The organism is Sphingobacterium sp. G1-14, from assembly GCF_002196555.1.
Taxonomy (GTDB): domain Bacteria; phylum Bacteroidota; class Bacteroidia; order Sphingobacteriales; family Sphingobacteriaceae; genus Sphingobacterium; species Sphingobacterium siyangense.
This window is the reverse complement of the sequence record NZ_CP021381.1, coordinates 5,640,138-5,653,248: the sequence shown is the minus strand read 5'-3', so window position 1 is coordinate 5,653,248 and position 13,111 is coordinate 5,640,138. Positions and strand designations below refer to the sequence as shown.

Annotated in this window: 9 protein-coding genes and 5 tRNA genes; 10 read left to right on the top strand and 4 right to left on the bottom strand. The window is 40.7% G+C overall.

The features are described 5' to 3' along the window. Window positions 1-102: 102 nt before the first annotated feature. The 3 genes from CBM24_RS24455 to panC all read right to left on the bottom strand — a co-directional run bounded on the left by CBM24_RS24455 (window position 103) and on the right by panC (window position 1,841). Window positions 103-465, bottom strand: coding sequence for a hypothetical protein (locus tag CBM24_RS24455; protein WP_088163055.1), 363 nt, complete (start codon window positions 463-465; stop codon window positions 103-105). Window positions 466-585: 120 nt separating this feature from the next. Continuing rightward, on the bottom strand, window positions 586-936 hold the full coding sequence (gene panD, locus CBM24_RS24450) for an aspartate 1-decarboxylase (RefSeq protein ID WP_088163054.1): 351 nt from the start codon (window positions 934-936) through the stop codon (window positions 586-588). Window positions 937-980: 44 nt separating this feature from the next. After that, window positions 981-1,841 carry a pantoate--beta-alanine ligase gene (gene panC, locus CBM24_RS24445; protein ID WP_088163053.1) on the bottom strand — a complete coding sequence of 287 codons (861 nt, stop codon included), beginning with the start codon at window positions 1,839-1,841 and terminating at the stop codon, window positions 981-983. 148 nt (window positions 1,842-1,989) lie between these two features. On the opposite strand from panC, the gene CBM24_RS24440 reads away from it, so the two are divergent. From CBM24_RS24440 to uvrC, 4 genes are all read left to right on the top strand, one after another. Continuing rightward, window positions 1,990-2,808, top strand: a complete 819-nt coding sequence (locus CBM24_RS24440) for a glycogen/starch synthase (RefSeq protein WP_070570107.1) — start codon at window positions 1,990-1,992, stop codon at window positions 2,806-2,808. A 321-nt stretch (window positions 2,809-3,129) separates the two neighbouring features. Continuing rightward, complete coding sequence (ispF, locus tag CBM24_RS24435) at window positions 3,130-3,609, top strand: 2-C-methyl-D-erythritol 2,4-cyclodiphosphate synthase (RefSeq protein WP_070570337.1); 480 nt, start codon at window positions 3,130-3,132, stop codon at window positions 3,607-3,609. Between the two features lie 240 nt (window positions 3,610-3,849). Further along, on the top strand, window positions 3,850-6,120 hold the full coding sequence (locus CBM24_RS24430) for a transglycosylase domain-containing protein (protein WP_088163052.1): 2,271 nt from the start codon (window positions 3,850-3,852) through the stop codon (window positions 6,118-6,120). 93 nt (window positions 6,121-6,213) lie between these two features. After that, window positions 6,214-8,013, top strand: coding sequence for an excinuclease ABC subunit UvrC (uvrC, locus tag CBM24_RS24425; RefSeq protein WP_070570103.1), 1,800 nt, complete (start codon window positions 6,214-6,216; stop codon window positions 8,011-8,013). Between the two features lie 76 nt (window positions 8,014-8,089). Here the strand turns inward: uvrC and era are convergent, their stop codons facing one another. Then, window positions 8,090-8,968: a GTPase Era gene (gene era / locus CBM24_RS24420; protein WP_070570335.1), complete on the bottom strand. Its 879-nt coding sequence runs from the start codon at window positions 8,966-8,968 to the stop codon at window positions 8,090-8,092. Window positions 8,969-9,083: 115 nt separating this feature from the next. On the opposite strand from era, the gene CBM24_RS24415 reads away from it, so the two are divergent. From CBM24_RS24415 to CBM24_RS24390, 6 genes are all read left to right on the top strand, one after another. Continuing rightward, a tRNA-Met gene (locus tag CBM24_RS24415) sits at window positions 9,084-9,156 on the top strand. Window positions 9,157-9,211: 55 nt separating this feature from the next. After that, window positions 9,212-9,284 (top strand) — tRNA-Met (locus CBM24_RS24410). A 55-nt stretch (window positions 9,285-9,339) separates the two neighbouring features. Next, a tRNA-Met gene (locus CBM24_RS24405) sits at window positions 9,340-9,412 on the top strand. Between the two features lie 56 nt (window positions 9,413-9,468). Next, window positions 9,469-9,541 (top strand) — tRNA-Met (locus CBM24_RS24400). Between the two features lie 56 nt (window positions 9,542-9,597). Then, window positions 9,598-9,670, top strand: a tRNA-Met gene (locus CBM24_RS24395). Window positions 9,671-10,020: 350 nt separating this feature from the next. Beyond that, a complete protein-coding gene (locus CBM24_RS24390; RefSeq protein ID WP_088163051.1) occupies window positions 10,021-13,110 on the top strand; it encodes a SusC/RagA family TonB-linked outer membrane protein in 3,090 nt (1,029 codons plus the stop codon). Window position 13,111: the final 1 nt, after the last annotated feature.

The following is a 13,111-nucleotide window of genomic DNA, read 5'->3' as shown; positions in this document are numbered from 1 at the left end:
GCCAAGCGATTTAGCACATGCGTAATGTCTTACTTGTTTGCGCCAAGTTCGTTTGATCGTTATGGAACTAGCGACAGGCCTTCGAAATCTTTGATTTTTGGTTTATGCTAAGCTGGGGGGACCACGTAAGTGGTAATGATCGATCGTTGTGCTGATCGCCTCCGGACAAAATGAATTATAATGTTCTTCTTTTACTTCACGCGGAAGAGGAAGTTCAAGGACGGTAAATTCAGTTTGTACGTAGGTATTGTGATAGATGACATTGAGGTATTCGATTTGGTCATCTGTTTCTTGCGGTTTCTGTTTCTTGGTAAAATCATAAGGGTGGGTGTGCATGACAATTTCACCGGTTGATTTTACCTCTTTGTGCATAAAAACAACACCCGAAATAATAATCAGCGACATTAATACCAATTGGCAAAATGCGATAAGCTGACGTGGGGATTTCGTTGTTTTTCGGTACATAAAAAAGCGCTACTTTTTAGGGTAACGCTTCAAAAATACGATTTTATTTTGTGAGTATTCGTGATCTACCCATTAAATAAATATGAAATAGCTATATACTAAGCTTACAGTGCTTCCTGATTATTTAATCAGATGATTGTTGTCGTCTGGGAATACAACGGAAGGTTTGAACTGCTTAGCTTCTTCAAAGTCCATGGTTGCGTAGGAAATGATGATAACAATATCGCCTACTTGAACCAAGCGTGCCGCAGCACCATTCAAACAGATAATACCTGATCCACGTTGACCTGGGATGACGTATGTTTCAAGACGGGCTCCATTATTGTTGTTTACGATTTGAACTTTCTCGTTAGCGATGATATTTGCGGCATCCATCAAATCTTCATCTATTGTGATACTACCCACATAATTCAATTCCGCTTGTGTGACTTTAACGCGGTGAATCTTGGATTTCATTACTTCTATTACCATGGCGCAAAGGTAGGGCTTTCTGCTGAATTTGAAAGATTTGTCAATTAATTTGACAAATTATTCAGAATCATATTATCAATCAAACGGACACCTTCGACCCAGGCCGTGACAAGTGCGACATGCTGCTTGCTGAAATCGATGTGATCGAATTCTTTTAACGTTGAACTTTCACATAGCGCAAAGTATTCAACGCTAAGCCCATCGGTGTCTGTTAAAATCTGTAAGGCTTTGTCTTTTATTTCCGCTAGCGGGATAGCGTCATGTATATGATCTTTGACATATTGCAGGGAACGGGAGAGTGCCAAAGCCGTTCTTTTTCCAGCTTCACTTAAGCGCGCGTTTCTAGAGCTCAGTGCTAGGCCGTCTTGATCCCTAATGATAGGACATATCGCCAATTGAATCGCGAGATCCTTCATGGCTATCATGCGTTTGATAACCATGACCTGCTGAAAATCTTTCTGCCCGAAACAAGCAATATCCGGTTGTACCAATGTAAATAATTTATAGACGACCTGGGTGACACCTTGGAAATGGCCAGGGCGTTTTTCACCTTCCCAAATTTGGTCCAGTTCGCCAAGATCGAGATGCCAGACCTCATTTTTATCGGGGTACATCTCATCAACGCTTGGTAAGAAAAGGATGTCGCAATCGACGGATTCCAGTAATCTGATATCGTTTTCGATGGGGCGTGGATATTTTTCGAGATCTTTCGGATCGTTAAATTGTGTGGGGTTAACAAAAATGCTGCAAACACGAATATCACTGATTGGTTTTGCATAATTTAATAAGGACAAATGTCCTTCATGTAAAGCGCCCATCGTAGGGATTAGGGCGATTTTTTGACCTGTTGATCGGGCTTCTTGCAGGTATGCTTGGAGAGATGCTTTCGTTTTGAAAATTTCCACTTTGCTATTTAGTTTTTTGTTGGCAAAGGTGCATAATATTTTGGGAATATAAAACGATGATTAATAGTAAATTGCATAGTAAGTATTTTTTTCGTACCTTTGTAGACCGATTTTACTGTTCGAAAATAATAAATAAAAATAACTGGAGATGGCAAAAACGAAGATATTGTTTATTACTCACGAGATGTCGCCTTTCCTCGAATTAACTAAAATTTCTGAAATTACACGTCAACTTCCGCAAGCGATGCAAGAAAAGGGTTTTGAGATCCGGATCTTAATGCCGCGTTTTGGGAATATCAATGAGCGTAGAAATAGATTACATGAGGTTATTCGTCTTTCAGGCTTGAACATTGTTGTGGATAATAATGATAATCCGCTAATTATTAAAGTTGCTTCATTACCTGCGGCCCGTATGCAGGTGTATTTCTTGGATAATGAAGACTACTTTCAGCGTAAAAAAGTTTTTAGTGATGAGCATGGCGAATTCTTTGCAGACAATAATGAGCGTTCAGTGTTCTTCTGTAAAGGAGCGTTGGAAACTGTGAAGAAATTAGGATGGTCCCCTGATGTAGTACACTGTCATGGATGGTTCTCTGCTTTGGTACCGGCTTACGTGAAGACAACTTATAAAGACGATCCTACATTCAAGGATGCAAAAGTGATGTACTCTTTATTCAATGAAGAATTTAAAGGTACATTAGGTACAAAGTATGCTGAAATGGCGCCAGAAGGTTCCTTTAAAGCAGCGGATGCGCAGGTGTACGGTGATGGTAGTTATGAGGCTATCTATAAAGGTGCTTTGCATTTTACCGATATGGTGGTTGTCGCTGACGAAAATGTCAACACTGAAATAGTTGATTTTGCTCGATCAAAAGATATTCAGGTTTTTGAGCCTAATGGCGATCAGGACTACGATGCTTTTGGAGAAGTGTATGATCAGTTTGCGCCCGAAGAAGTAGAAGCGTAAGCTTTACTTGTCGAAGCGTTTCGAAAAACAAACAGACAATAATATAAAAAAGGCTATTCTCAAGGATAGCCTTTTTTTATGCGTCTTTTTTTTCCTCCGGTCGAACCGTTATTTCAATGATTTTCGTTGCGCTACCCGCTAGAAACCTTTTGTCGCGGTAAATATAGCTGCGAATTGTTATCTTCGCACTAATCTGTCATTGTGTTTAGCTATCCATACCAGGGGATCTCCGCGAAGATAAATCGGGTTTGATCTATACCTCATAGCTTAGGTTATCAAATAGCATACATTGGCTGTATTTTATTATATATAATTCGTGTAATGAAAATTAAGGTAGGATTTGGATTTGATGTCCATCAGATGAAAGAAGGTCATCCATTTATTGTAGGTGGAGTGCAATTGGAGCATCATGCTGGTGCCTTTGGGCATTCTGATGCCGATGTGTTGGTCCATGCGATATGTGATGCCATTTTGGGGGCCGCCAATTTAGAAGATATTGGCTACCACTTTCCAAATACAGATATGCGCTGGAAAGGCATTAGCAGTTTATTGTTGTTAAAAGAATGTATGGCGCTGATTGCTGCGAAGGGATATACGCTTGGCAATATTGATGCGATGCTGTGTCTGGAAGCTCCTAAGATCAAACCCTATATCCCACAAATGAAAGTTAAACTGGCTGAAGCAACGGGTTTGGATATCGACGACATCTCTATTAAAGCAACAACAAATGAAACGATGGGATTTATCGGTCGTCAGGAAGGGGTGGTTGCCTATGCGGTTTGTTTGATTGAACGCGCGTAGTTCGCCTCAATATTTTCACGTTTAAATTCTTGCTTTTGGCCCAATTAGTAATACCTTTGCCAAAGTAGGGATTCTTGGCACACTATCTGATAGAGTGAGCATTAATGTCTTAATTGAAATCTTTAAAGATCAAAATAATGCAGTATCCAAGTTTGCAAAACACAACTGTGGACGGAAAAATGGGCTATGCAATGCGGTCTTTAAAATGAATAATATTTACGTCTGAAATTTAGTAAATAGATGAAACGAGTATCAAAAAAAAATCAACTTACTGAGGCTGATGTCAAACGGTATACGTTCAATTTTTGGAAAATTATCGTCGGGATCGTCGCGATAGGTTTCCTTTTTATATTGAGTATACGTCTTGGCGTATTTGGAAAATTACCCTCCTTCAGTGATTTGGAAAACCCCAAAAGTAATTTAGCTTCCGAAGTTATCACGGAAGATCATAAGGTATTGGGAACCTATTATGTCCAAAACCGCTCCAATGTAAAGTATAGTGAATTGTCACCTTATTTGGTCAAAGCATTGGTTTCGACAGAGGATAAACGCTTTTATGATCACTCTGGGATAGACTACTCACGTACATTTACAGTTATCTTTCACACGCTGACCGGTAACAAACAGGGGGGAAGTACAATTACACAGCAGCTGGCACTTAATCTATTTTCGGATGGACGGCAAAAGAATTTTCTAAAGCGTGTCATCCAGAAATTTCAGGAATGGATTACAGCTGTTCGCTTGGAAAGAAATTATACCAAAGATGAGATTATTACCATGTATTTTAACACGGTAGACTTTGGTGCTTACAATACATACGGAATCAAATCTGCAGCGCGGACTTATTTTAATACGACTCCGGATAAATTGACAGCTGATCAAGCAGCCCTTTTGGTGGGGATGCTGAAAGGACCTGGCGTATATTCTCCTGTACGTTATCCTCAAAATGCAATGAAACGCCGTAATACGGTGTTGAATAATATGGTTGCCGCAAATTTTATTTCGGCTGAGGAGGCTACAAAAGCAAAAGAAAAACCACTTGGTTTAGAACTTAAGATCGCAAATTACGGTGAGGGTTTGGCGCCATATTTTAGAGCGGTATTAAAGGATGAAATCAAAAAGGAATTTGCAAAATTGTCCATCACCAAACCGGATGGCACACCTTATGACCTCGATCGTGATGGATTGAAAATCTATACGACGATCAATATGTCTATGCAGCAATATGCCGAAGATTCGCAAAAAGAGTGGATGAAGCAACTGCAGTCTAAATTTGCCGCGCAATGGAAAAATAGGGATCCTTTTAAAGGGGATAAAGCCAAGCTGCTCGTTAGCGGAATGAAGCGCTCTGACCGTTACCGTATTTTGAAAGAAGAGGGCTTGAATGAAGACGAGATCAAAAAGGCCTTCAATGTCAAGGTTCCGATGAATATATTTACATGGAAGGGAAGTGTTGATACGATGATGACGCCAATGGACTCCATTAAGTACAATAAACTTATGTTGCGCAATGCGATGATGTCTATGGAGCCGAAGACCGGACATATCAAAGCCTGGGTTGGAGGTATTGACTTTGACCATTTCAAATATGATCAGGTAAAAATGGGTACGCGTCAAGTCGGATCAACAGCGAAACCATTTACGTACGCGGTGGCGATTGACAATGGTTATTCCCCATGTTACAGTATTCCCAATTACCAACAAACTTATAACGGATGGACACCAAGAGGAAATGCACAAGGTGGAAACCCGATTACCTTAGCGAAAGCATTGGCGTATTCGCAAAACTATGCAACGGCCTATCTGGTGCACGAAGTTGGTGCAGCGGAAGTAGCTGCATTGACAAAACGGATGGGTATAACAAGTGATGTGCCTAATTATCCATCGATCTCATTAGGGGCTTATGAAGCGTCGGTCTTTGATATGGTGGGTGCTTATTCGGCATTTGTGAATCAAGGAACTTGGATTGAGCCAACAGCGATCTTACGGATTGAAGATAAAAATGGTACACCGATCTATGATAAAGCACCAAAGGTCGTAAAAGCCTTAAATAGTGAATCCGCTTATATTATTGTTGATATGTTGAAAAAGGTGGTATCCCAGGGTACGGCGAGACGTATTCAATGGATGTATAAGCTCACAAATCCAATTGGCGGTAAAACAGGTACAACCAACGATAACTCAGATGCCTGGTTTATTGGTATTACACCGGAACTGGTTACGGGTGTTTGGACTGGTGCAGAAGATCGAGGCATTAGTTTCGACAGGATGGAGTACGGACAGGGGGCTGCAGCAGCGATGCCAGTATTCGCTTACTACATGCAGAAAGTGTATAAAGATTCAAATTTGAAGTATACCAAGGGTGATTTTGAGCAACCGCAGGGAGGGCTTACCCGTGTCATTGACTGTAATCAGTATTGGGGCGGTGGTGGCTCCGATGTCGAAGATGGGTCTACGGATTCAAGCGGCAAAGATGCGACTAAACTAAAAGATGATCGCTTAGGTTTCTAAGTTATTTTAACGAATACCATTGGGCCAGACAATAAATTTTTTCGAGATTTGTTGTCTGGCTTTTTTGCTGAAGGTGTTTGATATTGGAACATAATGGACGTATTTGACTATAGAGAAGAATTAAAGAAGATACCGCATCGACCGGGAGTCTATCAGTATTTTGATAAAAATAACGAACTGATTTATATCGGTAAAGCGAAGGATTTGCGTAACCGGGTCGGTTCGTATTTCGTTAATGAAAATCAGCTGAATGGCAAAACCCGTGTTTTGGTTCGGAAGATCAACCGTATATCTTTTACTATCGTTGACACGGAGATTGATGCTTGGCTGCTTGAGAATTCATTGATCAAAAAACACAAACCCAAGTATAATGTTCTGTTGAAGGATGATAAAACCTATCCATGGATTGTCATCAAGAACGAACCTTTTCCGCGGGTTTTTTGGACCCGACAATATATCAAGGATGGGTCCCGTTATTATGGCCCCTATCCTTCGGTGGGGATGATGCATATTGTATTGGATCTGATCCGTGAATTGTTTCCCCTCCGTACCTGCAATTTGGCCCTAACACAGGAAAATATACGGAAAGGCAAGTTTAAGATCTGTCTCGAATATCAAATTGGAAATTGCAAGGGGCCCTGTGAAGGGTATCAGTCCGAAGACGACTATGATCAGAATCTGAGTGATATCAAGGATATTCTGAACGGAAAGATTGCTGTGGTGACCAATCGTTTAAAGGAGAGTATTGCTACCGCAGCAGCAGCTCTGGATTTTGAAAGAGCGCAGTTAATTAAGGCGAAGCTGGATAAGCTGGACAATTACCAAAGCAAGTCTACGGTGGTCAACTCATCCATTACAAATGTGGATGTATTTAGTATTGCTTCAGACGAGGGCTACGCTTTTGTCAATTACCTGAAAGTCATGAATGGTGTTATTATTCAGACACAGACGCTCGAAATGAAGCGGCGTTTGGATGAGAGTGAACAGGAGCTTTTGGCCTTGGCCATACCGGAGATTCGGGAGCGCTTCAAAAGCCTTTCACGGGAAATTATCGTACCCTTTGAATTAGATATTGAAGAGAACGAACGGATTCGATTTACGATTCCGAAGCTGGGCGAAAAGAAAAAATTGCTAGAGCTGTCTCAAAAGAACGTGGCATTCTTTAGAAAAGAGCGTCTGTTGCAATATGAAAAGCTTAATCCTGATATTCGGACCGAGCGCATCTTAAAGCAGATGCAAAAAGATCTTCGCATGAATGTGCTCCCTCAGCATATCGAATGTTTTGATAACTCGAATATTCAGGGGAATTATCCCGTATCGGCTATTGTTGTCTTTAAGGATGCAAAACCTTCGAAGAAAGATTACCGTCACTTTAATGTGAAAACAGTTGAGGGACCAAACGATTTTGCCACGATGGAGGAAGCTGTTTTTAGACGCTATAGGCGATTATTGGATGAAGATCAACCTTTGCCGCAATTGATCATTATCGATGGCGGAAAAGGACAGCTAGGCGCAGCCTTAAAGAGCCTGCGCTTGTTGGGGATAGAGCGAAAAGTAACCGTCATCGGTATTGCCAAAAGACTGGAGGAGCTTTTCTATCCAGGTGATCAATATCCACTTTATTTAGATAAAAAATCTGAAACCCTCAAGGTCATTCAACATCTTCGGGATGAGGCACACCGCTTCGGAATCACCTTCCACAGGAATCAACGGAGCCGGAAGACCTTCGTTTCAGAGCTGGAAAACGTTCCGGGCATAGGTAAAACAACCGTTGAGAAAGTATTAACTGAATTTAAATCGGTGAAAAAAGCGAAGGAAGCCTCAGATGAAGAGCTAAAAAAAGTGCTTAATCTGAAACAGATTAAAGCACTTCGTGAATATTTTGCAAAGTAAAAATTTACAAGAAGAACAGTTCGCACAGGGGAGGTCAGTATAAAAAGATCTCCCCTGTACGAATGTTCAATGCGAATTAATCGTCGTAACCGAAACGTTTAAGGTAGTTCTTTTTACTTCTCCAGTCAGGAATTACCTTAACAAAAAGCTCGAGGAATACTTTTCCGTCGATAAACTCTTCAATATCCTGGCGCGCATAGGTGCCGACTTTTTTGATCATGGCTCCCGCTTTTCCAATGATAATGTTTTTTTGAGAGTCGCGCTCAACAATAATTTCGGCAGCAATACGTGTGATATTTGCCTCTTCTTTGTAAGATGTAACGATTACTTCTGTACTGTAGGGAATCTCTTTATCGTATAGTTTGAATACTTTTTCACGAATCATCTCAGAGACAAAAAAACGCATGGATTTATCCGTTAACTCATCTTTTTCATAATAGGCTTCGTGAATCGGTAATTTATCCTTAATGTAGTGCATCACGGCAGCAACATTATGATTTAATTTTGCTGAAATCGCAAAAACGGTATCCGGATTTAATTTTTCCTGCCAAAATTCGATCTTAGCCTTGACCTCTTCTTCCGAAGATTTATCGATTTTGTTGATAAGCACGGCAACAGGGGAATTTGTTTTACGCAATTTCTCCAGGACATCGTTCTCATCGTATTTTTCGTGGATATCTGTCACAAATAAAATAATGTCTGCATCGATCAACGATCCTTGGACAAAATTCATCATCGATTCTTGCAAAGAATAGTTTGGTTTGATAACACCAGGGGTGTCCGAAAACACAATTTGATGGTCTTCATCGTTTACAATACCGATAATGCGGTGTCTTGTCGTTTGCGCTTTGGGTGTAATGATAGACATTTTTTCACCCACTAAAGCGTTCATTAGGGTGGACTTACCAGCATTTGGCTTTCCGATGATACTTACGAATCCTGCTTTATGTGACATTTTTCTAAATTTTATTAGGATTACAAAGAAACAAAATATATCTTTGTACTCCAATTCGGAAGGATCATAATCTTGTTTTTTCAAAAGAAAAAAGCAATTTTGTTCAAAAATATATTGCGGGGTGGAGCAGTTGGTAGCTCGTCGGGCTCATAACCCGAAGGTCACTAGTTCGAGTCTGGTCCCCGCTACTAAAGAAAGAGCCGATTGCAATGATCGGTTCTTTTAAAGAAATTTAAAATACATTGCGGGGTGGAGCAGTTGGTAGCTCGTCGGGCTCATAACCCGAAGGTCACTAGTTCGAGTCTGGTCCCCGCTACTAAAAAAAGAGCCGGTTGCAATGATCGGTTCTTTTAAAGAAATTTAAAATACATTGCGGGGTGGAGCAGTTGGTAGCTCGTCGGGCTCATAACCCGAAGGTCACTAGTTCGAGTCTGGTCCCCGCTACTAAAAGAAAGAGCCGATTGCAATGATCGGTTCTTTTAAAGAAATTTAAAATACATTGCGGGGTGGAGCAGTTGGTAGCTCGTCGGGCTCATAACCCGAAGGTCACTAGTTCGAGTCTGGTCCCCGCTACTAAAAGAAAGAGCCGATTGCAATGATCGGTTCTTTTAAAGAAATTTAAAATACATTGCGGGGTGGAGCAGTTGGTAGCTCGTCGGGCTCATAACCCGAAGGTCACTAGTTCGAGTCTGGTCCCCGCTACTAAAAGAAAAAAGCCGAGGTGAATATCTTGGCTTTTTTTGTGTCCTAATTTACGCTATAATACCGCCTGTTTTTCAGGATCATCTTTTTTCCTACTCTTGTAAATTTCTTTTTATCGATTGTCGTGAGGTTGTTGAAAAACGGTCTTTTGCTGTTATTTAATCGTTCTAATTTTTTGATATTGGATTACGCTGTAAAATGTGTGTTTATGCAATCGTTTGTTTAATTGGCGCAATCGATTTCGTTGTTGCTAAATTTTGATATACTATCATCTTGCTTTAGATTTAGCATTCATGTACCTAAATTTTGATTAGTACGCTAATCAATTTTTAAACTAACTATTAAATATTATGATTTCAAAGATTCTCGACAATCACAAGTTGAGTCTGTTATCATTAGCTTTACTCATTGCAAGTACACACAGCTCGGCTAATGCTAATGGTCTTACGTTTCCAAACAACAATATTTTGTTGAATGACGCGGTTTATCAACAAAAAGTGAATGGAAAAGTGCAGTCTACAGACGGCCCGTTGGCTGGAGCAACCATTAGCGTTAAGGGGAGCGGTAAATCGACATCCGCAGGAGCAGATGGACGTTTTACAATAGATGCTAAAAATGGTGATGTACTGGTCGTTACAAGTGTTGGTTATAAAGCACAAGAAGTGACCGTGACAGGACCGGTTGTTAACATCAATATGGAGTCCAATAGTGAAGCACTCCAGGAAGTTGTCATTGTTGGTTATGGAACACAACAGAAAAAAGAAAGTTTGACTGGCGCTCTTCAGGCGGTTAAAGGAAACAAATTACGTGATGTCACTACGCCATCGGTTGAAAACATGCTGAATGGTAAAGCTGCCGGGGTATATGTTGCCCCAGGAGCCGGTAAACCAGGGTCAAATGGCGGTGTTGTGATTCGTGGTCAGGCAACATTAAGTGGTACGACCAGCCCATTGTGGGTCATTGACGGTGTTATTGTTGGCTCAAGCCCAGGTGATATCAATCCGGACGACATTGAATCATTAACCATCCTAAAAGATGCTGCTTCAACCTCGATTTATGGTTCTCAAGGCGCGAATGGTGTTGTCGTTGTGACAACCAAAAACCCTACTGCATCCAAAACAAGCATTAGCTTTTCTACAAAAATGGGTATCAACCAACTTTCCAATGGACACATGGAAATGATGGATGGTGCTGAACTCTATGACTACTTTGCGTCATTCTCCAATCAAGATAAAATTAAATTTCCACGCTGGAACCCTGAATTACGCAACAGTAATTTTGACTGGTGGAAACTGGCGACAAAAACCGGGTTTGTCCAAAACCACAATTTGTCTATTCAGGGTGGAAATGATAAATTACAGTCTTATTTGTCTTTAGGTTACTACAACGAAGCCGGTGCTGTAAAAGGATATGATTACGATCGTTATAATTTTAGATTACGTACCAACTATAAGCCTTTCGATTGGCTGACCATTAAGCCATCTATTGCGGGATCAAGACGTGCTGTAGATGATCGTCAATATGATGTCAATGCCATGTATGGAAACCTGCCTTGGGACAGTCCTTACGATGCAAATGGAAATTTAGTGCCACATCGTTACAGCGGCTGGGTCAACAATGCAAGTACAAACTACTTGTACGACCTCCAATGGAATCATAGTGCCAATACCAATTATGAATTTATGGGTAACTTAGATTTCGACATCAAATTAACAGATTGGTTGACTTTCTCTTCTGTCAACAATTATCGTTACAATAGTTATTCCGATAGCGGATATCAAGATCCACGATCAAACAGCGGCGAAAGTGTAATTGGTCGTGTGACAGATTATCGCATGGAATTTGCCCGTCGGTATACCAACCAGATTTTACGTTTCAACAAGACTTGGGATAAACATAGCCTGAATGGATTGGCTGCATACGAATTTAACGACTATTGGACAAAAACCTTAGATGCTTATGGAACAGGTATTGTAAATGGTTTCGAGGTATTGGATGTTGTTGCAAAACCAGAGCGAACCAGAGGTGGAATTTCCGAATGGGCAGTACAGTCATTTTTGTCTAATGCAAACTATGCATACGATAATAAATATTTGGCACAGGTATCTTTCCGTCGTGATGGAGCATCCAATTTTGGTACCAATGCAAAATATGGAAACTTCTTTTCAGTTAGTGGTGGTTGGAATATCAATAAGGAAGAGTGGTTCAAGGCTGATTGGGTAGATAACTTAAAACTGAGAGCAGCTTATGGATCGGTAGGTAATAGACCAAGTTCATTATATCCGCAATATAGTCTTTACTCGGTGTCTGCATCATCAAGTTATAATGGTATACCAGGGGCATTAATTAGCCAAATCGGTAATAAAGATCTGACTTGGGAAAAAACCTACACAACTGGTTTTGGGGTTGATGCAGCCTTGTTTAAGAATAGATTGCGATTCAATGTTGATTATTATGACAAGAAGACCGATAATGTACTTTATCAAGTGCCAATCAGCGGTCTGACCGGTGTCACTTCTATCTGGAAAAATATTGGTAAGATGCAAAACCGGGGGATTGAATTGACCATCGGTGGCGACATCGTTCGAAATGACAATGTACATTGGAGCTTGGATGTTAATTTGAGTCACAATGTGAATAAATTGACCGAGCTATTTGCGACAAAAGATGCCAATGGTAATCTTGTTTCAAAACCAATTATCGCAGGTGACGGATCAGGTATCGCTGGATCGGCGCAACGTCTGCTTCAACCGGGTCTTCCGGTAGATACCTATTATTTAAAAGAATGGGCTGGTGTTAACGTAGATAATGGTTTGCCAATGTGGTATCGATACGAGACAGATGCCAATGGCAATGAAACAAGGACAACGACGTCTAACTATTCCAATGCAACCTTCCGTAATGTAGGAAAAGGAAATCCGGATCTTTTCGGCGGTTTCAGTACGGCTTTAAGTTATAAGCAGTTTGACCTGAATGCCGTGTTCGGTTTCTCCTTGGGGGGTAAATTATATAATTACTCGCGTCAGGAATTTGATTCGGATGGAACCTATACGGATCGTAACCAGATGAAGTTACAGGATGGTTGGAGCCGTTGGGAAAAACCTGGCGATGTTGCCACTCACCCGATTGCGAGATACGACAACCAAGATAAAGGTAATTCACCTTCAACACGCTTTTTAGAAAGTAACAATTTCTTGAAAATGAGATCGCTGACCTTAGGGTACAACTTTGATTTAAAGAAATATAACATCAAAAATTTACGTGTATTCTTAGCTGGCGAGAATTTGTTTACGATTACAAACTATTCGGGTGTTGATCCGGAGCTTCCATTGACTGAGCCAGATGGCAAAGGCGGCGGCGGTCAAATGATTCGATCTACCGGAGTTTCTGTCTATCCTATGGTTCGCAAATACATGTTCGGCGCAAGCGTAACATTTTAAT